21 protein-coding genes and 1 pseudogene are annotated in these 24385 nt (G+C 50.4%); 12 read left to right on the plus strand and 10 right to left on the minus strand.

Annotation, left to right across the window (positions count from 1 at the left end; genetic code table 11):
• Positions 1 to 354: 354 nt before the first annotated feature.
• From DEU53_RS22145 to DEU53_RS22165, 5 genes are all read right to left on the minus strand, one after another.
• Positions 355 to 1203: a helix-turn-helix domain-containing protein gene (locus tag DEU53_RS22145; protein WP_110868372.1), complete on the minus strand. Its 849-nt coding sequence runs from the start codon at positions 1201 to 1203 to the stop codon at positions 355 to 357.
• Between the two features lie 274 nt (positions 1204 to 1477).
• Positions 1478 to 2386: an NmrA family NAD(P)-binding protein gene (locus tag DEU53_RS22150; RefSeq protein WP_110868373.1), complete on the minus strand. Its 909-nt coding sequence runs from the start codon at positions 2384 to 2386 to the stop codon at positions 1478 to 1480.
• Positions 2387 to 2498: 112 nt separating this feature from the next.
• The gene (locus tag DEU53_RS22155; protein WP_110868374.1) at positions 2499 to 3245 is read right to left on the minus strand and encodes an NADPH-dependent F420 reductase; all 747 of its coding nucleotides are present in this window, start codon (positions 3243 to 3245) and stop codon (positions 2499 to 2501) included.
• 84 nt (positions 3246 to 3329) lie between these two features.
• On the minus strand, positions 3330 to 4046 hold the full coding sequence (locus DEU53_RS22160; RefSeq protein ID WP_110868375.1) for a nitroreductase: 717 nt from the start codon (positions 4044 to 4046) through the stop codon (positions 3330 to 3332).
• Positions 4047 to 4242: 196 nt separating this feature from the next.
• The gene (locus tag DEU53_RS22165) at positions 4243 to 4665 is read right to left on the minus strand and encodes a MarR family winged helix-turn-helix transcriptional regulator (protein ID WP_225608267.1); all 423 of its coding nucleotides are present in this window, start codon (positions 4663 to 4665) and stop codon (positions 4243 to 4245) included.
• A gap of 391 nt (positions 4666 to 5056) precedes the next feature.
• Here DEU53_RS22165 and DEU53_RS22170 point away from each other — a divergent pair, with 391 nt between their 5' ends.
• The 3 genes and pseudogenes from DEU53_RS22170 (at position 5057) to DEU53_RS22180 (ending at position 9652) form a co-directional block, all read left to right on the plus strand.
• On the plus strand, positions 5057 to 6667 hold the full coding sequence (locus DEU53_RS22170) for a methyl-accepting chemotaxis protein (protein WP_110868377.1): 1611 nt from the start codon (positions 5057 to 5059) through the stop codon (positions 6665 to 6667).
• A 309-nt stretch (positions 6668 to 6976) separates the two neighbouring features.
• Positions 6977 to 8133, plus strand: a pseudogene (locus tag DEU53_RS22175) (IS30 family transposase).
• A gap of 163 nt (positions 8134 to 8296) precedes the next feature.
• Positions 8297 to 9652 (plus strand): amidohydrolase family protein, encoded by a 1356-nt coding sequence (locus tag DEU53_RS22180; protein WP_110868378.1) that lies wholly within the window; start codon positions 8297 to 8299, stop codon positions 9650 to 9652.
• Between the two features lie 283 nt (positions 9653 to 9935).
• On the opposite strand, the gene DEU53_RS22185 is transcribed toward DEU53_RS22180, so the two are convergent.
• The 3 genes from DEU53_RS22185 to budA are packed head-to-tail and all read right to left on the minus strand — an operon-like array spanning position 9936 to position 13202.
• On the minus strand, positions 9936 to 10709 hold the full coding sequence (locus DEU53_RS22185; RefSeq protein ID WP_110868379.1) for a (S)-acetoin forming diacetyl reductase: 774 nt from the start codon (positions 10707 to 10709) through the stop codon (positions 9936 to 9938).
• Positions 10710 to 10725: 16 nt separating this feature from the next.
• On the minus strand, positions 10726 to 12405 hold the full coding sequence (alsS, locus tag DEU53_RS22190) for an acetolactate synthase AlsS (protein ID WP_110868380.1): 1680 nt from the start codon (positions 12403 to 12405) through the stop codon (positions 10726 to 10728).
• A 14-nt stretch (positions 12406 to 12419) separates the two neighbouring features.
• The gene (budA, locus tag DEU53_RS22195) at positions 12420 to 13202 is read right to left on the minus strand and encodes an acetolactate decarboxylase (protein WP_110868381.1); all 783 of its coding nucleotides are present in this window, start codon (positions 13200 to 13202) and stop codon (positions 12420 to 12422) included.
• 104 nt (positions 13203 to 13306) lie between these two features.
• Between budA and DEU53_RS22200 the strand changes: the two genes are divergently transcribed.
• Entirely contained in the window at positions 13307 to 14185 is an 879-nt protein-coding gene (locus DEU53_RS22200) for a LysR family transcriptional regulator (RefSeq protein ID WP_110868382.1), read from the plus strand.
• 64 nt (positions 14186 to 14249) lie between these two features.
• On the opposite strand, the gene DEU53_RS22205 is transcribed toward DEU53_RS22200, so the two are convergent.
• Complete coding sequence (locus DEU53_RS22205) at positions 14250 to 14489, minus strand: transcriptional regulator (RefSeq protein WP_110868383.1); 240 nt, start codon at positions 14487 to 14489, stop codon at positions 14250 to 14252.
• A 347-nt stretch (positions 14490 to 14836) separates the two neighbouring features.
• Between DEU53_RS22205 and DEU53_RS22210 the strand changes: the two genes are divergently transcribed.
• From DEU53_RS22210 to DEU53_RS22235, 7 genes are all read left to right on the plus strand, one after another.
• Positions 14837 to 15043: a DUF3606 domain-containing protein gene (locus DEU53_RS22210; protein ID WP_110868384.1), complete on the plus strand. Its 207-nt coding sequence runs from the start codon at positions 14837 to 14839 to the stop codon at positions 15041 to 15043.
• Between the two features lie 644 nt (positions 15044 to 15687).
• Positions 15688 to 17997: an FdhF/YdeP family oxidoreductase gene (locus tag DEU53_RS22215; protein WP_110868385.1), complete on the plus strand. Its 2310-nt coding sequence runs from the start codon at positions 15688 to 15690 to the stop codon at positions 17995 to 17997.
• Positions 17998 to 18349: 352 nt separating this feature from the next.
• Positions 18350 to 19393 (plus strand): catalase family peroxidase, encoded by a 1044-nt coding sequence (locus DEU53_RS22220; RefSeq protein WP_110868386.1) that lies wholly within the window; start codon positions 18350 to 18352, stop codon positions 19391 to 19393.
• Entirely contained in the window at positions 19393 to 19974 is a 582-nt protein-coding gene (locus DEU53_RS22225; protein ID WP_110868387.1) for a cytochrome b, read from the plus strand. The genes DEU53_RS22220 and DEU53_RS22225 overlap by 1 nt, the downstream gene beginning before the upstream one ends.
• A gap of 54 nt (positions 19975 to 20028) precedes the next feature.
• On the plus strand, positions 20029 to 20619 hold the full coding sequence (locus tag DEU53_RS22230; protein ID WP_110868388.1) for a TetR/AcrR family transcriptional regulator: 591 nt from the start codon (positions 20029 to 20031) through the stop codon (positions 20617 to 20619).
• A gap of 322 nt (positions 20620 to 20941) precedes the next feature.
• Positions 20942 to 21595 carry a hypothetical protein gene (locus DEU53_RS22975; protein WP_146222860.1) on the plus strand — a complete coding sequence of 218 codons (654 nt, stop codon included), beginning with the start codon at positions 20942 to 20944 and terminating at the stop codon, positions 21593 to 21595.
• Between the two features lie 216 nt (positions 21596 to 21811).
• Entirely contained in the window at positions 21812 to 22390 is a 579-nt protein-coding gene (locus tag DEU53_RS22235; protein WP_110868410.1) for a DUF308 domain-containing protein, read from the plus strand.
• Positions 22391 to 22613: 223 nt separating this feature from the next.
• Here DEU53_RS22235 and DEU53_RS22240 read toward each other — a convergent pair whose 3' ends face one another.
• Positions 22614 to 23474, minus strand: a complete 861-nt coding sequence (locus DEU53_RS22240) for a LysR family transcriptional regulator (protein ID WP_110868389.1) — start codon at positions 23472 to 23474, stop codon at positions 22614 to 22616.
• Between the two features lie 129 nt (positions 23475 to 23603).
• Between DEU53_RS22240 and DEU53_RS22245 the strand changes: the two genes are divergently transcribed.
• Entirely contained in the window at positions 23604 to 24350 is a 747-nt protein-coding gene (locus tag DEU53_RS22245) for an SDR family NAD(P)-dependent oxidoreductase (RefSeq protein ID WP_101761072.1), read from the plus strand.
• Positions 24351 to 24385: the final 35 nt, after the last annotated feature.

Consider the following 24385-nt stretch of genomic DNA (forward strand, 5'->3'; position numbering starts at 1 on the left):
GCTCTGGCGTGTAGTTAATCCGAGTTCTTCGTTTCATGGCAACGCCCCCCTTGATTAAGGATAGCGTTGCATCGACCCATTGAACTCACAGCGAACAGCGGACGTTTACCAACTTTAACTTGCATATACTCAATTTTTACACTGTATATAGGCAGCTACCGGCACGTTTATAAGAAACAATCGACATGCAATCTGCGTATCTACTGGAACAAAATGCGTGCCCCGCGCAACATTCCCACCAGGTATTTTGCCGGAAATAAATTTTTCAAGGCTTATTAGTATTTCATCTGAAAGATTAATTCATAGCTGCGTTAAATATTCTTTAGGAAGTCAGGAAACCGCCCCACAACGCGTTTAGATTGCTGTCACCGGTATATAATAATCCCCCTGAAAGTGAGATGACATAAGGTTTGCCTCATGGCCCGGCCCCAAAATGAATAAGTCGTGCCCGTCCCGCCGGGCTTCAGTACGGCGCGGCAGAATGTGCCGGTAAACATTCATCTGCATTTCAGTCAGTTCTGCCGCACTACCTTCAAACGGGAAGCGCAGGAACATGCATGGACTGGACCTCTTCTTCCCGCCACGCTCATCTTTATCCTCGCGACAGCCAAAGGTCAGTGTCAATCGGATGTTGCCGGAGGAGCTGTCAGGCTCAAAACGTTCTGCGAACCAGGTGGGGGATTCTCCGCGAAGGAGGCGCGCCGCCTTCTTAAGGCCCTGCTCACGCTGCTCCGTGTGGAAATCAATACTGTAAAGGTCGGCGCTTTCACACTGGTAGCTGAAGGTCACATCAGAAAGCGCGGGCGCGCTAAGCCATGTAGTTTCCGGTTCAGACATGGTGCCAGCGGTTGATAAAAGACTGGGCTGCAGGCCGCGAAAATGCCACTCCCTGGTCTGCCTGTAACGCGCCGGGGGCAGACAAAAATATTTTGTAAAGGTCCGGGTGAAAGCCTGCTGATTGGTAAAGCCGAACTTTTCAGCCGCATGGATAACAGGTGCGCTGGTCATTTTCAACAGGATGGCCGATTCGGACAGTCTGCGTTCGCGAATGTAGGTGGCCAGCTTCATGCCCGTTTCCTGGCGAAACAATCGCTGGAGATGCCACTTACTGTAACCGGACTTCTCTGCCACTTCGTCGAGGATGATTTTTTTATCAAGATTCTCTTCAATCCAGATAATGAGATCGCGGGTAAAACTTTTCATTTGGATTGGTCCCGGTGCATCATTAAATTACGCATCGCTTGTTACCCATGTTCATGAGCAAAAACAGATGCGTTGTTGAATGCCTGAGAAAGTAAAGCCGCTTGTTATTGTCCCGTGAGACGATTTACATGAGGCCTGAGAGGCCTTTACATGCGCTAAGTCACGCGTGTCTGCGTCCGGGCAGGGAACCTGCCGCAAAAAATCTTAACTCAACAAGGCTGGCAAAACGTGCTCGTGAATAAAATGCCAGCATCTCACGAGCACCGGTTCTTTCTTATTGGAGGTTCTTTGCTGAAGCAATTAGCGCACTTTTATTTTCAGTCAAATATTCCCGCACCGTTTTCGCTGGCCTGCCGAGAATATAAGGAAGATCGTTTTGCACCATCGACATATAGGACATCCTGCCATCAAGCATCTGGGTAACGAAATCAATGTTTGCACTGGCGTACCAGCTGTCAGCCCCTTGAGAGATAAGTGAATCAATCAACTGACGGAATCCTTCCAGTCCTTTGTCTTCGCACCTGATTTCAAGCCCGGTTACCTCACTCATAAGCGCGGCAATTTCTTCACCGTTCAAACTTTCCACGCTCAGCCAGTAATGCTGACCGGCATGACGCGCAGGCCCATCGAAGAGCACTTTTGCGGCCACGGCGGCAATGTCCTCGGGCGCGATATAGCCGACTCTCCGATCGCCCCAGTAAGTCGTGTAGGTGAAATTTTTGGGGATATAAAGGCCGGTGAATACATTCATAAACATATTTGGATGGAGATGCGTCCAGGCAATACCACTCGCCTCGATATATTTTTCAATCATCTGATGCCATGCAAAGTGGGCATCCGTGGTATCCCATTCAGCGAACACACCCACATGCACGATATGGCTCACACCTGCCTTTTTGGCTGCATCCACCAGGGTTTTACTCTGCGTGAGCATGGCAACGCTGTAGCCGGTTAAGAGGAAAACGCGATCTACGCCCGCGAGCGCGAGCGCGAAGGTCTCCGGTTTATCAAGATCGAGATAAACGCCATCTTTTCCATCCCTGCGCAGCTGGTCTACCGTGTCTTGCTTGCGTGAAGCGATACGAAGATGAACCTCTTTGTCGTCGAGTTCTTTGACGATATGGCTACCGATAGTTCCGGTAGCGCCCAGAATCAGTACGACGGGCTTCTGATGCATTGCCATGAGTTCAGTACCTTATTCAGTTTGTTGATTGAGCGTCAGAGCGTCGACACGTTTCAGGAAAGGGCATGTCTGAACCGGCCACAACGGCTGCATACCGGGATCGCTGCGTGAGCTACATAAAGAGCGCGCGCGTCAGACGCACGGCATAGTCCGAGTCGGGGTTAGTGGTGCTGTCGCCAACCCGTTCCATAATCGCCTCGATGGCGAGGTCACGACGTTTCGGCAGGCGGGCCCGCTCGGTCGCGGTCAGAGCATCCGGCACCTCATCGCGCGTCAGATCCGTGCAGTAAACTGGCGCTCCGGGCTGCTGGCGCCATGATTCGCTGAGCGGTCCCGCATAAACAGCGTCGAGCCCGGTCTCGTCGACCAGCCTTATCGCCACATCCCGTTCACGCTCGCCGCTGGCAGCAACGGGAATGGCGATCCGCCCGGCTGTCCCTGCAGGGAGGCCTTTCTGTGCAAAGGAAGCGGAAGTAATGGCGTTCCACGCTTTAGCGATGGGGCGGCCAAGCTGCTCTGCAACCCACTCGCTTTCGGTTTGGCCGGCTTCGATGTCAGCGATTTCACCGTCACGTTTTGGATAGTAGTTGGAGGTGTCGATTATAACGGTGCTGGCAGGCACGCTGGCGAACAGCGGGGCGATCTGCGGAATGGCGCTGAGTGGTGTCGACAGGATCACTACGTCGACGCCCGTCAGGGCTTCAGTGGCCGTGACGGCACGGGCGCCATGAGTCAGGATTTCGCCTTCGATCGTGTCAGGACCGCGTGAATTGGCGACCTTGACGTCATGACCAGCAGCGCTGAGTTTCATAACCAGCGTTTTACCGATATTGCCGGTGCCCAGTATGCCAATATTCATGATCTCATCCTCGTTACGATTAATCGCTGTGTAATCGATGCGGTGGAGGACGGGGCGGATAAAACAATGACGCCCCATCCTCTGTCAGTCGTGGAAGGTGACACTGGTGTCGACCGGTACACGATCCATGCGGAACCGGTTACCGGGCGCCGCCTCATCCGGGTAGCCGAAAGATATGCCAAAGAGCAGTTTTAATTCGTCAGGCACGCCGAGGAATTCACGGATTGTCTGGGCAAAAAAACCAAGCGAAGTTTGGGGAATACCACCGAGACCACGCGCCGCGAGCGACAACAGGAAGGTCTGTCCATACATACCGATGTCTCCTGCAACGCGCACATTGTCACCAAATGAGGGCATGAACAGGAACGCGACCTGGGGAGCATTAAAGAACGAGTAGTTCATCGCGCCCACGCGATGCCGCCCCTCCTTGTCCTCGCGCATCACGTTCATGGCTTCATAATAGGCCTTGCCTAGCGCGTCGTTACGCTTACGATATTCGCCGTAATAGTCGTTCTGGTCGAAAGTAAAGCCCGGTGTGAATTCTCCAGCATCGTTTTTGACGTGCAGAATTCTGGAGAGCTGCCTGAGCTTCTCGCCGCGGACGATGTGCGTATTCCAGGGCTGCGTATTGCAGTTAGAAGGTGCGTACTGAGCATCTTCCAGCACCTCCCGGATAATGCTTAAAGGCACGGGATTATCGAGAAAGCCACGGACAGAGCGACGCGTGCGGATAGTTTCTCTGAACGACAGCGTTTCATCTGGTGAGGTTTCGGCGCTGGAATGAATGAGATTCATAGTCATAACTGCTTCCTTTGTTAGGGTGAGTGTCTGTCAGGTAGCCATAACCATAACGTCATGGACACGACGGCCTTGGGCGACAGTTTCTTTCGATCATCAGATGACCTTAATGGCGGGTCATATTCCGCCCAAACATCTCTAGTCAGCAAGACTCTAGCGTACTAGATAAATTAGCGAAAACAGACTGTAGTCGGCCTCTTTAATCGTTTCGAGGTCTACAGAGGTCCTGCAAAGTCTCGCGAAGCAAAATAAGTCCAGCTTCGTCCAGCTTACAGGCACTCTTGATCTTCTTAGTAACGCCCAAGATTTCTTCCCGGATATTCTCGGCACGTGGGGTCAGATTGACCAGCACACGTCGTTCATCGTTCGGGTCTCGGGTACGAGTAACAAAGCCGGCTGTCTCAAGACGCTTGACAAGCGGCGTGATAGTGCCCGTGTCCATATCGAGAGAGGTGCCAAGCGTGCCAACTGATAATGGCGATCCGTTCAGGAGTTCGAGTATTACCAGGTACTGCGGAAACGTCAGCCCTAACGGCTCCAGGAACGGCTTGTGCATCCGGGCCATACGGTTAGCTGCCCCATAGAGAGCAAAAGAGAGCTGCATACCAACGCTGCGGGACATAGTCATCATTATCTCGAACGATATCTTCTAGTGCACTAGAGTAAGCCATTACACAACTTTTTCAAGAACCATGACCACCTTCCTGGCCAAAAAATCGTCGGCTGTGCTGCGCTCCTTAAGCCTGAAAAGGCTATCTGGATTAAGTAGTGAAAGGCGGTTGGCCTGTTCTTCAACGTAAGCTTACAGGCATTGGCCCGATTATTTCCCGGTGATAAATTAACATAATGGTTGCTAAATCCGCTTCTGGCACATTGCTGATGGCCTCTTCTGAAAGCAACAATCAGCTAACACATCTGCATACACTTGTAACTAAAGCCCGCATTATTTCGCCCGAAACTGTTGATGAAAGTAAGCAATAACTTACCAAACACAGCAAACATCGGAGCACGTAATGACCATTTCACAGCGGCTTTTCCTGACCTTCTCGCTACTGGCGATATCACTGATCGCACTCGTTACCACATCCGTTAATGTGGTGACCGGATTTCAGGCACGTTTTAAGTACGTGCAAGAAAACACTATCCCTTCCATTACAGATATTGACGACCTGATTGACACGAGCAACAAAATTATCATTAGTCTTTACCGGCATCAGAGTTCAAAAATCCTCAGCCAGCAGGCAAAGTTTGAAAAAGAGATTAACGAAAATATCGACCAGCTGACGGAAGGTACCCGGCACTATCTTGAGGTGAACGTTTCTAACGACGAAGATCGACAGATGACTGAGCGTGAACTTGCCATTATTCAGCAAATGCGTGCCAGGTTACCGGCTTTTTTTGCTGGTTCCAGAGCGCACAATGATGATGTGGCGATGCCCGACCTGCAGGGAAATGACGGTGTAGGCGCTACCACCCGTAGCCTGATTTATGACTATCTGAAGCAGCGTCAGCTTAACGTCGGCATCGGCAACGCATTCGACGCGCATAACACCCGTACTTATCATAAGACTTTATGGACACTCATCGCGGGTTCTGCCGCGGGTATCGTGATACTGGGTTATTTCACGGTAAGAACCATTCTGTCTATTCGCCGCCATATGAATGGCATGCGTACCGTAATGGAGAGCGCAAGTGAAAATCTTGATTTAACCCTTAGGGCAGATGAGTCTCGTCGCGATGAGATAGGGCTTACCGCGAAAGCGTTTAATCAACTTGTAAGCAACGTTGACACTTCACTTAAGACCGTCGGTCAGGCGGCATACTCCGTCAGCGTTTCTTCAGGCGAAATAGCCGCGGGCAATGATGATTTATCCTCGCGGACCGAAGAGCAGGCTGCCTCCCTGGAGGAAACCGCAGCCAGCATGTATCAGCTCAGCGAGACGGTCCGGCAGACGGCCGAAAACACCCGGCTGGCCAGTAAGCTGGCGAAAAATGCCCGTGAGATTTCTGATGACAGTTCCGTCAAAGTCAGCACCATGATTGGTACTATGTCAGACATCCGGAGCAGCTCGGCCAAAATCACAGACATCATAGCCCTGATTGAGGGCGTGGCATTCCAGACCAATATCCTCGCACTTAACGCAGCGGTCGAGGCCGCCCGCGCCGGTGAGCAGGGTCGTGGTTTTGCGGTTGTGGCTGGCGAAGTCAGAAACCTGGCACAGCGCTCTTCCGCCTCTGCCCGTGAAATCAAGGCGCTGATTGAATCCTCGATTGCTTTTGTTGAGGCGGGTACGTTACAGGCCAGCGAAGTTGGTGAGAACATGACGCGGATGGATGACGCTGTTCGTCAGGTCAATGAGCTGATAGACGGAATTTCGGTTGCCGCGCAGGAACAGTCTCTGGGAATAAGCCAGGTGCATCAGGCGATCAATCAGATGGATGACGTGACGCAACAGAATGCCTCGCTGGTCGAAGAAGCATCTGCAGCTGCCCATTCACTGACCGAACAGGCTGAAGCGCTGAATGGCCTGGTCTCAGCGTTTACTATTAGTGAAGGCGTTTCTATCCTTAAACCAGAAGTTAAGCTACACAACAGCAGACTTGTTATGCAGCCGGTAACGTAAAAGCCGTTGTCTGAAACATTCCACAGTAGCGACGACAACTGGGCTAAGTGCTGACAAAATCAGACAGCCGGCGGTACATGCGGCTGCCTGAGCTTATCCGGCTCACACAAGGAAATCCGAATGCACAGTAAGATAAAGAGTGGCGCTGCCGAAACTAATTGGTCAACTTTTTGGTATGGGTACTCGAGCCCCCTTTCCCCACAGGCAGGTAACACTTATCCATTATCAGGCTGTAGTACAATGAAGCCAGGCAATGTTCGCTTCGGGTTGTGAGTTCAACGCTATCCTTAACCATGGGGGGACGTTGCCATGAAACGAAGAACGCGTACTTATTACACGACAGAACAGAAAGCGATTATCTGGGACAGATAATCGCGAAGTGATTCCCTGCATGATATCGCCAGAATGTTCGACAGATATCATTTTTCTATTATGCACACTATTCAGCAGACTGGTGGGTATCGCCCCTGGTGAGAAAACGGTATCGGTAATCTCTTTCACTTGATGAAAGAGAGGAAATATCCAGAGGGCTGGTTGCAAAAATCACCATCAGGGCGATCGCAAACAACTTATCAAGAGCCCCCTCAACGATCAGCCGCTTGATCAGGAGGTACTGAGGTGCAAAACAATACCGGGCAGCAAAAGCGGATACTGCCGCGTGGGAAAGTACTCTGAGACCAAAACCCTGCAAGCTAATGAAAGCACCACATTGTGTAAAATTATTGCTGAGAAGATGCATCAGGACTGGTCGCCGGAATAAATCGCCAGTTGGCTGAAACCCTGTTATCCGGATAATCAGGAAATGCATGTGTCACACAAAATGGTTTAAAAAACGCATTTTATACAAATCCGTGGAGCATTAAAAAACAACTGCATCAATGACTCAGCAGCGGAAGAACGGTACGTTGATCCCCAAAGTCATCACTTAAAGGGAAAGGATTGGGATCAATCCCGAATGCGATATCTGTCACCCAAAAGGCCAGCTGAAGCCGCAGACAGAACCATACCTGGCCACTGGGGAGGTGATCTGATCCAGGGCTCTAAAAACTCCTCTTTAGTCATCCTCGTTGAACGCCGTTTCCGCTTTGTTATGCTCACCATAATCACGGACAACAAAAACAAAATTGTTATATCTGCACTCATCAAACAAGCGCGCGAATTACCTATTGAGCTTTATATAGCATTAACATGGGATCGAGGCGCTGAAATGACCAGCCACGCTCGATTTACTGTAGCGACAGACATTCAGATTTATTTATGTGATCCTCAATCTCCCTGGCAGCGTGACTCAAATGAAAATACTAACAGGCTGCTCAGACAATATTTTCCAAATGAACTGACCTGTCTGTTAACAGCCAGCAAAGACCTACAGTGTTGCCACTCAGCTAATTTAAAGGCCGAGAAAAACGCCAGACTATGAATCACCCGCAGAACGGTTCAATAAGTGTATTGCATCCATCGGTTGAACTTATAGTGAGAAGCGGACGTTCGGAATTTTTCTCACAGCCCGATAGAAGCATCACAAATATTGCACTGAGTTAAAAAGGCATCAAATCAACAGATGTCTCATCAGCGCAATGACAATGCCTATACTCTGAGTTAACCCTATTGATTTACGAAGGAGTAGGTATGTCCTGTAAACTTCAGGCAGTACTATTTATCGCCTGTTTTTTCTCTGCTTCAGTTAGCGCCGCCCCTCAGAATACTCTACTTATCCGCCAGGGTTACCTGTTACCCATGACAGCCAACGGACAGGATCAGCCCTCGACCGACATCCTGATCCGCAATAACCAGATAGTACAGATCGGAAAAAATCTTGTCGCCGCCGACGCAAAGATAATTGACGCCCGAGGTAAATATGTAATGCCGGGGTTCGTCGATGCGCATAATCATTTATGGGTCACCACCATGCGTGGCCAGTTCAGAAATAAACAGGGAAAGTTTTTCCCTGTCAGTAACAAGTTAGCAAAGAAGATGCAGCCGGATGATATTTGGCTGGCAATGTATTCTGGTTCGCTTGAACTGTTACAGTCTGGAATCACGACTACTGGCGACTTCTTTGATAACATTCATGGCCCTGCATGGGGTGATGCTGGCTTCAGAGCGCTCGAAAAAAGCGGCATTCGCGCCATCATGTATTACGGTGGTCCCGATAAAACCACAAAAAGAATGATTGATTTGACGCACCTGGCTGAACTCAAAAAGCAGTCAACGGATCGTGTTCAACTCGGGCTGGGCTGGCGGATCCCCAGGGACTTATCCAGCCAGCAGAACTGGGCCATGCGGGATAAAGAATACAGGTTTGCTGTTCAACACAATTTGCCCATTCAGGTCCATGTCAGCGGCGATGCCCGCGCAATGTTCGATGCACTTATAGACCGTCAGTATTTATCGCCATCGCTGACAGTGATACACGCAAGCGATGCGCTCCCGCAGCAGTTAAATGCTCTGCAAAAATCGGGGGGTGGGCTGGTATTAACACCGGTCAGCGAGCAACGAGTTGGTTATGGGCTGACCCTGCTTAATCACTTTGAGGACGTTGAAAGGCAGGGGCTGGGCATAGATGGTAATGCATTGTCTGGCGGGGCTAACATGTTTGAAACGCTCCGCACAGCCGCGCTTACTGAAAGTGGTAAAGCAAAAGATGAAACGCTTCCAGACGCGCGCCAGCTTCTGGCGTTAGCAACGCGTCGCTCTGCTGAATCGATAGGGCTGGGGGAATTAACCGGCACCCTTGAAGAGGGTAAGCGGGCAGACATTCAGATAATTATTCCCAACACGCTGAATATGGCAGGATTTGGCGGTGGCGACCCGGCAGCCCTCATCGTCTACTCAGCTCAACCGGAAAATGTAGAGACGGTCATTGTCGACGGCCGCATTATCAAAGCAGATGGAAAACTACAGGGTATTAATCTGGAAGAGCAGCTAAGAGCGACTAATGCTTCTGCAAAAAAACTATTGGAACATAGTGAATCGCAGATGTAATGAGGCCTGCTGATGTGCCAGCCATGAGGACATAGCAATGTCCGCTTCTGGCACAAAGCTGCCTTTGGAGAATGCATGTCCACTATGGGCGAAACCCGATATGTGGGTTGCTATTTGACCAACCTTGTTTAGGTGGCTACTTTCGGACTGCACCAATCACGGTATCCGGCTGCATCAGTCCTGAAAAATCCCAGGAAGGTAGGCGCTGGGTGGAGACAGGCGGGCAACAGTGCATGATTAATAGCTTACCCACACGGCAGTATGGGTAAGCACGATCCGCGAATCAGTTGAATACCATTCCGCCGTCGATCAGTAGCGATTGCCCGGTCATGTAGTCGGAATCCGGTCCCGCCAGAAATGCGACGCATGCGGCCACATCTTGCGGTTCAGATAGCCGGCCCAAAGTAATACGTTTTGCAAATTCCTGCGTCCCAAAGCCAGCCGGTTTACCCGCCGCTTGTGAAATTTGCCTGTCGATCGATTCCCACATGGGGGTTTTAACGATACCCGGACAGAAGGCATTGACCGTAATGCCTTTAGACGCAAGATCTTTAGCCGCTGTCTGCGTCAGCCCGCGAACGGCAAATTTGCTGGAGCTATAAACTGCCAGCTCCGGATTGCCAACATGTCCTGCCTGAGAGCAGGCATTAATGATTTTGCCACCGTGATTTTCCGCGGAAAAAGCGCTAATCGCCGCCTGCATTCCCCAAATCACACCCTTAACGTTGACGTTATAAACCTTATCAACAATCTCCTCGGTGATATCGGTAATCGGAGTTGATGGCGCAATACCGGCGTTGTTCACAATGACGTTGAAATCACCCAGCGCATGGCGCGCTTCTTCAACGGCGTGAAAAACGTTATCGCGTTGGGTGACATCAACCTGCAGCGCGATAGCCTTTCCTCCTGATGTGACAATCTCATCAGCGACATGCTGCGCCGTTTCAAGATTGAAATCCGCGATGGCTACGGAAAAGCCGTCTTTTGCCAGGCGTAAGGCAATGGCTGCGCCAATGCCCTGTCCGGCGCCGGTTACAAACGCAACTCTGTTTTTCATAATCATATCCTTTCAATTAGAGAATTTGACTCAGGTGTAACTGACTCATCAGTAGCGGGTTATCGCTGTAGTCGACCGGAATTGCGACCACAGCGGGGCCGCTGACATCCATTGCTTTGCGCAATGTTGGCTCAAGTTCTGCCGCACTGTTAACGGAGAAGCCGGCTGCGCCAAAGGCTTCGGCATAGGCTTTAAAATCCACCGGACCGAAACTGACGCCTGAAATTCGCTGATACTTTTTCTCTTCCTGCATGGCGACCATGTTGTAGGCGTTATCAACCCAAATGATGTGCAGGATATTGGCCTTCAGCCTGACGGCAGTTTCCAGTTCCATGCTTGATTGCAAAAATCCGCCGTCCCCGGATACCGATACCACCTTGCGTGAAGGATCAACCAGCCAGGCACCAATAGCCCAGGGTAGGGCGACACCCATGGTCTGTTGACCATTAGAGATCATGATTTGGCGCGCACGGAAGCTATACAGATAGCGCGCTATCCAGATATGAAAGCTTCCCATATCAACGGTAAGGCTGATGTCAGAGTTAATGATGTCTTGCATCGCATGCACGATGCGCAGGGGATGCAGCGCAAATTGATTTAAGCTGGCACCTTGCATCGCCAGTAACTGCCGTTGCTGCTGGCGGTCTTCCAGTACAGCGGCCGCAGCGTGACTTAGCGTTAATGGTGAGAGGATACGAGCGGCAATCTTGCATACGGTCTGCGCAATGTCGCCTACCAGTTCAGCGTCGGGCTGGTAGCGGTTATCCGTATCAGCCGGTAGCACATCAATATGTACCAGGATGGCTTTGCCGCTGTTCCACATTGCCGGCTCATACTCAACCGGGCTATAACCGATAGTGATGATCAGGTCCGCCTGCTGTAATAACCGGTCTCCAGCCTGGTTGTTAAATAATCCAACCCGTCCGGCAAACCTTGAGAAGTGCTCCTGTCTGACTGCGCCTGCAGCCTGGTAAGTACTGGTCACGGGGATCTGGCTTTTTGACAGCAGTTCATGGATTGCGGCGCTGTTTTCTGGTTGGCTGGCCATCAGGCCCAGCAGGATAACCGGATTTTTTGCCCGGCTGATGTCCTGGCTGACAGCCTCAATTAGGGCATCGGGGGCCGCGCCCAACTTAACGTGTCCACTGTTTTGCAAAGGGCTGCCGGAAACCGGCTGATCAACAATATCCTGCGGCAGGCTGATAAAGGCACCTCCACCGCGTCCGTTTTCTGCATGACGAAATGCGTTAGAGACACATTCGGTCAGCGCGGAGGGGGCGGTGACCTCAACAGCATATTTCGTTACCGGACGAAACATCGACACGGTATCCAGGCTCTGGTGAACCTGTTTGGCGCTATCCGATCGTTTTACCGCTCCGCCAATGGCCACCACCGGATCGCCTTCGCTGGTGGCGGTTGCCATGCCGGTAACCAGATTCGAGCAGCCTGGTCCGGAGGTCACAAGTGCAACACCGGCATGTCCCGTAAGTCGGCCTACCGCTGCGGCCATAAAGGCAGCATTTGCCTCATGCCTGACAGGAATGAGCTGAATGGGAGAATCCAATAATGAATCAAACACTTTGTCGATTTTGGCTCCGGGGATGCCAAACACGTGGTTTACGCCTTGTGCTTCAAGCTGCGCGACCACGAGATCGGCGCCGCTGTTCCAGTGGGTGTGGGTTTTTAACGTTTTCATATTGCCCCCTATTGTTAGCTTTCGACGGCGCGAATGGCTTCATCAAGATTGTGCGGCGTGAGCTCTGCCTGAAGAAATTCGGTATCCCGGGGAAGATCAATGACAAGCTTGTTAATGGAGCCAAAGGTTAGCGTTCCCTCCTTCAGCACATAATCGAGGATGTGCCCACCGCCTTGCCGGTCATCCGTAATAAAGTGCTCGTGATAACCCGCCACGTTGATTCCCTGCATGTACTGCGGCGTACGGAAGCCAATCAGTTCACCCTGCGTCTCTTTAAATGCGAAGGTTGGCTGATCGCCCAGCACTTCCGGCATCGAGCGATAAGGGCGACATTGGCAGGGAACGGTTCGAGTCCGTACGGCATGAAAGCGACCACTGATACGCATGGCACAGAATTGGTTATCTGAAGTGATTTTGCTGTCGATAACCTGATGAACCTCTTCTCGCGTGGCGGTTTCGGTAAAGCGGTGGCGATGTTCAGGTTTGAAAAAAGTCATCACAGCAAACGGCGTTTGTTGCTCGGGCTGGGCAGGATTGGCGCTGCCATCGGAGCGTAACTGATAGACCTTGCTGTCGAAGGCAATGAGTTCTCCATCCAGCTGGTTGAACGTACCCAGGCCAAAATCGCCTTTCTTTAACAGATCGGACACCGTGGTGGATCCTTCATAAACACCGCTCAGCAGCGCGCTCATCAGTGAAGTCTGATAGATAACCTTTTCTGGTGAATCATCATGGAGTTTAAAGACGGTTTCTTTCAGCTGTTCCTCGCATGAACAGGCAGATACAAAATTACACATTTGCCACCTCGCAAACCAATAGTTAAGCCGTGTTAATATCATGGTGGGCTTTTTGGCTTAACGAATCCAATAGCGAAACCTGTTAACTTTGAGACGTTTTTGATATGGAACTTCGCCATCTGCGTTATTTTGTTGCTGTCGCCGAGACGCTTCATTTCACCCGCGCTGCAGAAATGCTCGGCATTTCTCAGCCACCGCTGAGCCAGCAAATACAGCGGCTGGAACATGAGATTGGGACACCATTGCTGAAACGTCTGACGCGCGGCGTTGAACTCACCGAGGCGGGAAGGGCATTCCTAAATGACGCCACTGAGATTGTGCAGCTGGCCGACCATGCGCTTGAGAAAGCCCGTGGTATGGCGCGGGGTATAAGCGGACAGATGTCGCTCGGGTTTGCCAGTTCTGTCGCTTTCGGGGCACCCGTGTTTGACCTTCTTCAGCGTTTTAGAGCGCGTTATCCGGCAATGGAACTCATTGCCAGGGAAGAGAATATGGCTTTGCTGATGCAGGATCTGCGGGATGGGTTGCTTGATGCGGCGTTTATTCGTTTGCCGTGTGAAAGCAGCAAGGCGTTTAATATGAAAGTCATCGCTACCGAAAGAATGATGATTGCGTTACCTGCGGGCCATGCATGTAGCTCCTCTGGCACCATTGCATTAGCGCAGCTGGTGGACGAAACATTGATTATGTTTCCGCGTGAAGTCGCTCCCAGCCTGTATGAGCTCATCGTCAGCACCTGTCTGCGCGCGGGGTTCACCCCAACACGATTTATTCAGGCTCCCCAAATCACCTCGTCTCTCGGCATGGTCGGGGCAGGTTGCGGCATCGCGTTGGTACCAGATTCCATGTGCTGTGTGAACAACCCGCATGTTACATTTTGCGAAATAGAGAATAACACCCTGTTTACCGATATCGCCTTTGCCTGGCGGCGCAACAATCCCTCCAGGACGGTGATGCATCTACTCAGTTTGATTAGCCAGTGATACGGCTAACTCTGTGACATTGATGCAGTGCTTGCTCTTTATCGAATGATACGGACAAGGCAGCTTACTTTTTTTGTTGCGACACCAGTGCAAAATATGGATGTTGCCCAGCCAGCAACAATAACAATTCATATTCGCCCTGGCTGAGCTGCCCTGGATTCTTCGCAGACTCTTTCGACTGCCAAACACGCAGGCTAAGATCGAAACGCTCAGCGGCACTCTGTTGTGAAAGGCCAGCGGCAAGCCTGAGATCACGAATATTATGCTGTACGGCCACGGGCCGCTCTAAAAGTTGATTTCTCAAAGAATACTCCTTAAATACGGGATGGAGTGAATTTGGGTGAATCGCTCACCCGCCTCTAAACATCACGTTAACTTGACCTGGATTCAGTGTTTTAATTTTCTCATTTATCAAAGGCTTATTAAGAAGAAATGAAAATAATTATTTTTTAGTTTAATAAAATAGATATTGTTAACACATGTCAGAATAAATCGCTGGCCTCGCCAGGATTACTCTCCTTTTTTATCCCCACCTCAACAGCAGGAATATTCCTCTATTTTATCCAGGGTGATTGTTCAATATAGGGAATGTATTGCGCTGGCAAGCCTCATGCCGGGCGTTCCTGCATAAAACAGAAAAGGATAAAAATAATGAAAAACCGTCAATACATTCAGCGGCGTATTCCCGCAGACCTCAGTCAGGTAGAGATACGCGAGCAGTGGCAAATCACGTTCTGGACTCTGAAGTTAAGCACCACACAAGACCGACTGAGTCAGGCCCTGCGCGAAGTCGGGCCGGACCTGGAGAACGTGCGCGCGTGGCTTGAGACAACCCCCACTTCTCGCCCAACACGTTAGTGCCGGTCAACCGTTAACCACCCCCGTGAGGGTGGCGAACGGACCTTGTGGTAGCGAAGTGCTGCTTATACATGCCCGCGATAACTTGCGGTGCGTCGTAAACCTGCCCAACAAAAGCGTGTGTGCATAAGGTTTTCCCCGGTGTTGTCACTATAAATAAGAATTTTTATCATTTATATATGTCGCGTGCTTTATAATAGCGCGCTATTTATGTAGCTTTTTTATTGTGACAGTTAGCTGGAAAAAGTAAAACGTTTGCACGATGAAATAAATGTATCGTCATTAGATAATTATTTCGTTAAAGAAAGTACAAATGACGGCTTTCCCGACGGGACACTCTTTACGTTCCAGAATAATCATTCAGGTACGCCTTCCTTAAGCGGCAATACACTTCCAATGAGTGGATAGATCGAAATTCCGGTCGTTGCTCTTGGCTAGCCACATAGAGGAATGAATTAAAAAAGTAACCAATTGATAACCAGCGTGGGAGATCTGTTTTTCTTTGCTACCTTCAAACTATCCATAACACCAGTGGATGAAGGGATATTCAGGCTCAAATAACACCTGCACATATCGCTGTTACGTTAAGCAACCTCCGCAGGGGCTGCAGCATCATAAATTACATTCACGTGAGCCGAATTTGTATGAGCAAAAAAAATCATCGCACAGTACCAGGCGTACACCCCTATGATGGCCCGGCAGGCGGCTGGGGAGCACTTAAGGCAACCGCAATAGCCGTTAAAAACCAAATGGATACCTTAAAAGCGCCGCCTACGCTGATGCGCACTAATCAGCCCGATGGGTTTGATTGCCCCGGATGTGCCTGGCCGGATAAGGATCATGGCTCAACCTTCCAGTTCTGTGAAAATGGCGCTAAGGCGGTCACATGGGAAGCGACCACCAAGCGCGTTACGCCGGCATTTCTTGCCGAAAACACTATTACGTCGCTGCTACAGCGTTCCGATTATGAGCTGGAGGGATACGGCAGGTTAACCACGCCGCTGCGCTATGATGCAGCAAGCGACACCTTCATCGAAGTGAGCTGGGAAGAGGCTTTTGCGCGTATTGCCAATAAGTTAGCTGAACTGCCGCCAGATGAGGTTGAGTTCTATACCTCCGGTCGCGCATCAAACGAGGCGGCCTATTTGTTCCAGCTTTTTGCCCGGGAGTATGGCACTAACAATTTTCCTGATTGTTCAAATATGTGCCACGAGGCAACCAGCGTAGGTTTGCCTCAGTCGATTGGGATCGGTAAGGGCACCGTGTCACTGGACGATTTCGATAGTGCAGAGCTTATTCTCTCAATGGGTCATAATCCAGGGACCAATCATCCGCGCATGATGGGAACGCTGCACGAGCTGGCGCGCCGTAACGTACCGATTATCGTGTTTAATCCGCTGCGCGAACGCGCGCTTGAGCGTTTTGCCGACCCGCAGAATGTCATGGAGATGGCAACCAACAGCTCAACCGATATCGCGTCAACGTATTATTTGGTCCGTGCCGGTGGCGATTCGGCTGCGCTTAAAGGTATCGCCAAAGCGGTGCTGGCGATTGAGGCTGAAACCGGTACGGCACTGGATCATGCCTTTATCCGCGAGCACACAGAAGGGTTTGAGCGCTTCGCGGCGGACATCGAAGCCACATCCTGGGCATTAATCGAGCAAGACTCAGGCCTGAAGCAGGCAGATCTCAGGCGCGTCGCTGAAGCTTACGTCAAATCGAATGCCACTATCCTGACGTATGGTATGGGCATTACACAGCACAACCGCGGTACGGATAATGTGCGCCTGTTGGTCAATCTGCTGCTAATGCGAGGCAATATAGGTAAACCCGGCGCAGGCGTTTGTCCGTTACGAGGCCACTCCAACGTGCAGGGTAACCGTACCGTGGGGATCACTGAGAAACCGTCGTCCGATTTTCTCAATAAGCTGGAAAACGTGTTTGGATTTACACCACCGTCGCATCATGGTCATGATGCGGTGCAGGCGATGAAAGCGATAGTCGACAAGCAGGCGAAGGCGCTCATTTGCCTCGGAGGAAATTTTGCCGTGGCGCTGCCCGATTCAGACGTGACCTTTCCGGCGATGCGTGAACTTGAACTCAGTGTTCACATCGCGACCAAGTTGAACCGTACTCATCTTCTGACCGGGAAAGAGACACTGCTGTTGCCGTGCCTCGGCCGTACCGAACTGGATGAGCAGTCTGGCAATCGCCAGTCGATCACTGTTGAAGATTCCATGTCGATGGTGCACGCCTCTTCCGGAAAGTTGAAGCCAGCGTCGCCGCTGCTGCGTTCTGAACCGGCCATTGTTGCCGGGATGGCCAGCGCGGCTCTGCCGAGAACGCGGGTTAACTGGAATGAGTTGATAGCCGATTACGATCTCATCCGCGACCTGATCGAAAAAACCATACCCGGATTCGATGATTACAATGCCCGCATTCGCCAACCCGGTGGTTTTCAGATGCCACTGCCGCCGCGGGATCGCATCTGGCCGACCCCGAGCGGTAAAGCGATGTTTTCGCTTTATCAAGGCACGCATGAAGACTTGACGGTGCCGGGTGACGATGTGCTACGTCTGATTACGCTTCGCAGTCACGATCAATACAACACGACGATTTACGCCATGGATGATCGCTACCGCGGAGTATTTGGCCGCCGTGATGTCCTGTTTATGTGTGACTTTGATCTGGAACGTCTGGGGCTTGAGCACGGGGATGTTGTGGATCTGGAGTCAGCAGTGCCGGGCTACCGTATGCGTCTGGAATCCATGACGGTAATTCGCTATGCCATCTCACAAGGATCGATTGGAGCCTATTATCCGGAGGCTAACGTCCTGATCCCGCTGGATTACATCGACAAGGAGAGCGGTACGCCATCGTATAAATCTGCGCCGGTACGTATCACGCTGCGGTCACGCGACGTTGTCACTCCGCAGGCTGTTGAATCCCATTAAAGTGAAAATAAGGCAGGCTTGCCTGCCTTCTGATTGCCACAACCGTGGCAAAAGAGGCTCCAGTTTGCAATGTCTTGAGGTCTGCTATGAGTGAGGAGCAGAGCCCTCATTGTAAGGACAGCAATTGTTTGCGGGAACGGGGCCACTCCAGAATGTGAACAAGCCGGTATGACATGGAGGTGACAGCGACTTATGAAAGGAGGAATAATTGTTTGACAGTGCAGCCTACCTACTAGTAGATTTATCGAGCGTCTTACATGACTTCTGAATGTCATCCAGTTATTAAAAGCAAAATCTTAATGATTACGCCCGGATGAACAGTGAACTAAATTCTGCAATGTTGAGTGTTTTCATGAATAAACCTTTTCTTTCTGTCGGTCATAAAATAGTGCGCTTGGCGATAATAATTGTGATCCCATTACTGGTGATCGCCTTGTTCGTGTGGGCGGGCGGGTGGCTGGATACTGGCAGGCTGACATCGGATAAGCTGATTACTGCCTTAGAAAAATCTAATGGCAATCACCCGGGTTATCGCCGTAATCATGCAAAGGGCGTCTGTATCCTGGGGGATTTTTCTGCCAACGGTAACGCCAGCGCCTTGTCACGTGCGGCACTGTTTGCCTCAGGCGTTACGCCCGTGGTGGGCCGTTTAGCTATCGCAGGCGGAAATCCGAATGCGCCTGATTATGCAGTACCGATACGCAGTATGGCGCTGGCTTTCTATCAGAAAAATGGTGAACAGTGGCGCACAGGCATGAATGCAATGCCTTTTTTTCCGGTACAAAGCGTGCAGGGCTTCTATGACCTGCAAACCGCCACGCTACCGGATACAAAAACCGGTAAACCTGATCCAGCCAGAATGCAGGCTTTTGTACGTCAGCATCCAGAGATCAAACCTTTCTTTGCCTGGGCAAAGCAATATGTTCCCTCTTCCAGCTGGGTCCGCGATCAATTTAACAGTCTGAATGCCTTTAATTTCATTGATAAAGAGGGCCATTCCCACCTGGTGCGCTGGAGTATGGTGCCGCACGCTGATTATCAGGCGATGGATGAAAATGAGAAAAACGACGCCAATTTCTTGCAGCGTGATTTACAGCAGCGGCTAGCGAACGGGCCGCAGAAATGGGATCTGATGGTTACAGTGGCGGGCTCTGGTGATAAAGGCAATGACGCATCGATTGGATGGCCTGCCGATCGTCAGGTGATCAATGCCGGAACGCTGACAATTAATAAGACAACTGCACAACAGCAGGGCGTTTGTAACGACATTAACTATGACCCGCTGATTTTACCTGAGGGTATTACGGCTTCGGATGACCCGCTTCTTAATGCCCGCTCATCCGCTTACGCTAAATCCTATAATGCACGCACTCATGAACAGGCCGGAGCCCACTGATGAAACATAACAACACTTTTCACCCGGCACTGCGCGTACTTCACTGGGTGATGGCTGCGGCTATTATGGCCATGTTATTTATTGGTGTCGCAATGGTATCCACGGTTTCATCATTGCACGGCCTGCTGGTTGCGATTCATAAGCCGCTGGGTTTGATGATTTTAATGCTGGTCATTGTGCGGCTTTGGCTGAGATTCAGCACTGCTAAGCCAGCACTTCCAGCCACGCTGCCTGCCTGGCAGAAATTCTTAGCGCATCTGTCTCATTGGGCACTGTATGCCATGATGCTGGCTCAGCCCCTGATCGGTTGGGCGATGCTGTCGGCGGCGGGGTATCCCGTCACACTGGGTCATTTTGTGCTGCCGCCCATTGTTCCGATCAGCAACAACGCTTATGCCATTTTACGTCCGCTCCACAGCCTGGTAGCCATGGCGCTTTTCATCACTGTTATGTTGCATCTTGCCGCAGCTTTGTACCACGCTTTGATTCTGCGCGATGGCGTATTCAGCAGTATGGCGGGTGCATATAAACGCAAACGCTTGACGCGCGGTGCGCTTGACAATCCGGCTGACGCTGAGTAGGTTCGTGGCCGTTTATCGATTCGCAGTTATTTTACCGTTGCTGCTGGAGCAAGCATGAGTACAGAACGTTCACAGAAAGCCGAAGAGATTATGCACCACACCAGAATTCTGCTGACAGCAGGCGGTTATAACAGCTTCAGTTATGCTGATTTAGCCGAGCGGGTGCAGATTCGTAAGTCGAGTATTCACCACCATTTCCCTGGCAAAGCGGATCTGGTTCAGGCAGTCGTGAGTGATTATCGACAGCAGGCACAAGCAGGAATGGCGGCAACCAGCCAGCATTTCTCCGGTGATGCATTAGGTGAAATTAACAGCTACGTGAATTTCTGGGCGACCTGCATCCGTGAGAACAATTCTCCTTTCTGCATTTGCGTGATGCTGGCTGTTGAATTAACGATTTTACCTAAAGAAGTGGCTAAGGAAGTCAGTGGGCATTTCAACGATCTCACTAACTGGCTCACTGATGTACTGAGCAGAGGTGAAAAAAATGGCGTTTTTATTCTACGGGAAAGTGCAGCTACAGAGGCCAAATCGCTGATGGCTACGGTGCATGGTGCAATTATATCTTCGCGTGCCTTTAATAACGCTGATGTATTTCAGCAAATTGTCGAGCCAGTGATTAGAAGATTAACGAAAACCAGCTGAGGTAATTCAGACAATAAAACGTTACTAGCCGAAGTCTTCAAGTGTTCGGCTGTTCAGGCTGAAATAGTTGATGGGCAGCCTTTATGCCGGTTAGATATTTGACTGGAATTCGTGACTATTTCGTGACGTTGAATGAAATATCCGGATCATAGAAAGAATAAATGCAGGTGGCATTGTCGCAACTCAGACTATCTTCTAGTAGGTCTGTGATGCAGTGTTTGTTCGTACCGACGTAAGCATGATTTGGAGGAAGTGATATAGCCAGCGAGGATTTTAATTGAGGCTATTTCAATGTGACTTTACTTTGATGGAGAAATTATTAATGAACACTATCCGCGCTTTGCATTCAATGCCGGACCTGGCAGCATTAAACATCGAAAGAATGAATTCCCGGTCTTCTGTTACCACTGCGTCAGGTTTTCAGCCCTTTTTACAGACTCAGCTCAAACTCTCCGGAAATTATGGATTGAATGAGCCAGCCGTATTGAAGCAATCGATCAGTATGCCACCACACCCGGCAGACATCGACTCGCTGGTTGCTCAACTACTCGCTAGCAGGAAGATGTTATTACAGCCATTCAGGTCAGTTTCTTTTTCAGGAAAACAGTATTGTGAACACCTTAGACAACGTAGCGTAACTGGCGGTTTTTGCAGGGAGATAGCTGACGTCAGTAAGGCGGAATATGTTCCTGAATCCGCTTCTGATTCGTGTGTGATAATGAACAAAAAACATCCTGAAGTACGCAGAGATTCCTGCAGTTATTCACTTAATACCGATTTCAAATATGAATGTCAGCAAACGATTCCGGTTGCTGTGATGGCGCCTTTAACCTACTTTTTTATCGGAGTTTTTCCTGACTTAGTCCGGATCTCTGTGTCAGGTTACATAAGGCAGCCCTTGCGTATACGCAGACTACGTAGGTTAGACAGAACAGGTTATCGCCAGAATGCTTACGACCTAAACCTATATCGTTAATCCAAAACCGTTTAAAAAATTAAGATTAATTTTTTGACACAGTGTCGTCTTTTTTATCGAACAACCATTTTTATACGCTCTGCTTTTCCTTAAAAAGCGTGTTTTTATAAGCTTTACACATTTTCTTAATTCTGCGACTGAATAATTGCCGACTCTAATTCGGCCATCATTCGTCTGGAATATTCTGTGAAGTCCAACCTATTTCGGAGAATCATAATGAAATCCAATTTCGCTACATCTACCTACATTCAAAATCAATGGCTTCAATCTTATTATTATATTCGTGCAGCGGGTTCAATTATCTGGATTGCACTTGCACTATTCATTGGCAAACATAATCCCACAGTTGGTACCATTCTGCTTGTTTTGTATCCTACATGGGACGCATTCGCCAATTATCTTGATGCAAGACAGTCAGGGGGCTTAGCACTAAACCCACCCCAAAAATTTAACTTTATCGTTAGCCTGGTGGTCGCAGCGGCTATTATCTGGGCTCTTTCTATCAGCATGAATACAACCATTAAAGTCTTTGGAATATGGGCGATTTTTTCTGGTGTATTGCAGCTTTCTGCTTCCATCCGTCGCTGGAAAAATTCAAATGGACAATGGGCTATGGTCTTGAGTGGAGCGCAATCTGCATTGGCGGGTGTGTTTATGTTTAAACAGGCGAGTAGTAATGCTGCTCTGGATGTCACCACGGTTGCACCCTACGCCGCTTTTGGTGTTCTCTATTTCCTGATTTCAGCCATCACGCTGACCATTAAGAATGGGCGTAAAGACAAAGCTGCCTACTGAGTGTTCAGAAAAATGGTGTGACTGTCAGTATTTAACGGGCTGCTTAGGGCGAACTTGATAACCCGGCATGTAGGAGAATCCATCTGGTCGACATTTTGATTATTATCAATTCGTCGTAAGTTAGCCCATGTCTTTGCTCAGATGAGTGTTCGTGAGGAAACGCACAAACATACCTGAAGCGCTTTTGCCCGCTGGTTTCACCTGGGTGCCCCGGCACGTCAGACTATTCCTGTTGTGAAGCCAGCATACTATCTGCGATATCCAGCAATGCACGCAGGCGATCCATATGACGAAGATCCTGATGGTAGCCGACCCAGATGTCTCTTGAAGGCGGAATGTCAGGCATTTCAATACGCTGCAGCCCGGTGGTGGCATCACCCAAAGGCCGTGGCAGCACGGCTACGCCCATCCCCCGCAGACACATCTGCGCCTGAACCGCGCGGCTTGTGCTTTTAAAGGCAGGTTTTGACTGCGGGAAATGATCAAGAAGCCATGAGACGTCAGGAAAGTGTGACTGCCCAGTATTCATCAGGATCAGCCCCACCGAAGAGGGGGCTGTGAGCAGTGCCTGTGCATTCTGTGGCGTGCCATAAAGTGCGTAGGGCACACGCATCAAACGGCGCTGAACAATATTCGGATCGGTAAAGGGTACGATGCGAAACGCGATGTCGGCATCACGGCGCGACAGATCGAGCAGACGGTAACCTGCAATAATTTCCGGCACAATCGCCGGATGACGACGTTTCAATTCACTCAGCACGGGGGCCAGCACATAGTTAGTAAACCATTCTGCTGATGATATTCTCAGTATTCCTTCAAGGCGATCGTGATTGCCTGCCAGACGACGTTCCATGGCAAGCGCGGAATTTTCCATCGCTTCTGCCAGCTTCATGATCCCGTCTCCGGCATCTGTCAGCACCAATCCCTCCGTTGTCCGGCGAAACAGCGCCTGCTGCGCTTCATCCTCAAGCGCCTTGATACGGCGTCCTACTGTAGGATGACTTACGCCCAGACTCAGGGCTGCTTTCCCGAAAGAGCCGTTACGCATGACCGCAAGCAATACCTGAACATCCCCCCAATCCATGCTTCGATCCCACCGTTCAAAAATGAACATCCAATATACAAAAGTGTCAGTTCTCAAACAACTTTGCAGGCATCACCATGGCTTCTTTAAATTCGTCGCCTCAGGCGACACGAACAGGAAGCTGAGATTATGCATAAATTAAAAGACAAAGTTGCTCTGGTTACCGGAGGTTCAAAAGGTATCGGAGCAGGTATAGCCCGTCAGCTGGCAGCTGATGGCGCCAGGGTTATCGTCAATTACGTCTCAGATAGAGACGCTGCTGAAAAGGTTGTTGTCGATATTAAAGCCACCAAGGGTGAGGCTGTGGCAGTCGCAGCGGATGTCACCAGTCAGACTGAGGTCGAGGCACTAATTAATACCAGCATTGCTCTTTTCGGGCGGCTCGACATCGTGGTGAACAACGCCGGTGTTTACCAGTTCGCCAAAATTGAAGAGAGCACTGAAGCGCTGTACCGCAGGCAATTTGATATCAATGTGCTTGGACCCTTGTTAGTAAGCGCCGCGGCCGCACCGCACCTGGGTCACGGCAGCAGCATCATCAATATCAGTTCATTCGTCACCCGAGTCTTTATTGCTGAAAGTGCCATCTACAGCGGTGCTAAGGGGGCGATTGATGCCATTACCGGTGTGCTTTCACTTGAGCTCGGTCCCAGGGGAATTCGCGTGAATGCGGTCAACCCGGGCCTGATCGAAACGGAAGGAAGCCATAGCGCAGGCGCAATAGGCTCGGACTTCCAAACCTGGAATGAAGAGCAAACGCCGCTTGGCCGTATAGGTCAGGTGGAGGACGTCGCCCCAATCGTCTCATTTCTCGCCTCCGATGAGGCCAGATGGATTACTGGGGAGATTATTCTGGCTTCCGGCGGCATGCGCTGATCGGATCGGTGTTGCGCTTCCCCGAGGCGGCGTCA

The organism is Pantoea sp. AG1095 (assembly GCF_003208415.1).
In the GTDB taxonomy this organism is placed as follows: Bacteria; Pseudomonadota; Gammaproteobacteria; order Enterobacterales; family Enterobacteriaceae; genus Pantoea; species Pantoea leporis.

Excerpts from the sequence above, each read along its gene's own strand:
- DEU53_RS22145 (WP_110868372.1), bottom strand. The coding sequence starts at position 1,203 with ATGAAAAGTTTTACCCGCGATCTCATTATCTGGATTGAAGAGAATCTT.
- DEU53_RS22150 (WP_110868373.1), bottom strand. The coding sequence starts at position 2,386 with ATGGCAATGCATCAGAAGCCCGTCGTACTGATTCTGGGCGCTACCGGA.
- DEU53_RS22155 (WP_110868374.1), bottom strand. The coding sequence starts at position 3,245 with ATGAATATTGGCATACTGGGCACCGGCAATATCGGTAAAACGCTGGTT.
- DEU53_RS22160 (WP_110868375.1), bottom strand. The coding sequence starts at position 4,046 with ATGACTATGAATCTCATTCATTCCAGCGCCGAAACCTCACCAGATGAA.
- DEU53_RS22165 (WP_225608267.1), bottom strand. The coding sequence starts at position 4,665 with ATGTCCCGCAGCGTTGGTATGCAGCTCTCTTTTGCTCTCTATGGGGCA.
- DEU53_RS22170 (WP_110868377.1), top strand. The coding sequence starts at position 5,057 with ATGACCATTTCACAGCGGCTTTTCCTGACCTTCTCGCTACTGGCGATA.
- DEU53_RS22180 (WP_110868378.1), top strand. The coding sequence starts at position 8,297 with ATGTCCTGTAAACTTCAGGCAGTACTATTTATCGCCTGTTTTTTCTCT.
- DEU53_RS22185 (WP_110868379.1), bottom strand. The coding sequence starts at position 10,709 with ATGAAAAACAGAGTTGCGTTTGTAACCGGCGCCGGACAGGGCATTGGC.
- alsS (WP_110868380.1), bottom strand. The coding sequence starts at position 12,405 with ATGAAAACGTTAAAAACCCACACCCACTGGAACAGCGGCGCCGATCTC.
- budA (WP_110868381.1), bottom strand. The coding sequence starts at position 13,202 with ATGTGTAATTTTGTATCTGCCTGTTCATGCGAGGAACAGCTGAAAGAA.
- DEU53_RS22200 (WP_110868382.1), top strand. The coding sequence starts at position 13,307 with ATGGAACTTCGCCATCTGCGTTATTTTGTTGCTGTCGCCGAGACGCTT.
- DEU53_RS22210 (WP_110868384.1), top strand. The coding sequence starts at position 14,837 with ATGAAAAACCGTCAATACATTCAGCGGCGTATTCCCGCAGACCTCAGT.
- DEU53_RS22215 (WP_110868385.1), top strand. The coding sequence starts at position 15,688 with ATGAGCAAAAAAAATCATCGCACAGTACCAGGCGTACACCCCTATGAT.
- DEU53_RS22220 (WP_110868386.1), top strand. The coding sequence starts at position 18,350 with ATGAATAAACCTTTTCTTTCTGTCGGTCATAAAATAGTGCGCTTGGCG.
- DEU53_RS22225 (WP_110868387.1), top strand. The coding sequence starts at position 19,393 with ATGAAACATAACAACACTTTTCACCCGGCACTGCGCGTACTTCACTGG.
- DEU53_RS22230 (WP_110868388.1), top strand. The coding sequence starts at position 20,029 with ATGAGTACAGAACGTTCACAGAAAGCCGAAGAGATTATGCACCACACC.
- DEU53_RS22975 (WP_146222860.1), top strand. The coding sequence starts at position 20,942 with ATGAACACTATCCGCGCTTTGCATTCAATGCCGGACCTGGCAGCATTA.
- DEU53_RS22235 (WP_110868410.1), top strand. The coding sequence starts at position 21,812 with ATGAAATCCAATTTCGCTACATCTACCTACATTCAAAATCAATGGCTT.
- DEU53_RS22240 (WP_110868389.1), bottom strand. The coding sequence starts at position 23,474 with ATGGATTGGGGGGATGTTCAGGTATTGCTTGCGGTCATGCGTAACGGC.
- DEU53_RS22245 (WP_101761072.1), top strand. The coding sequence starts at position 23,604 with ATGCATAAATTAAAAGACAAAGTTGCTCTGGTTACCGGAGGTTCAAAA.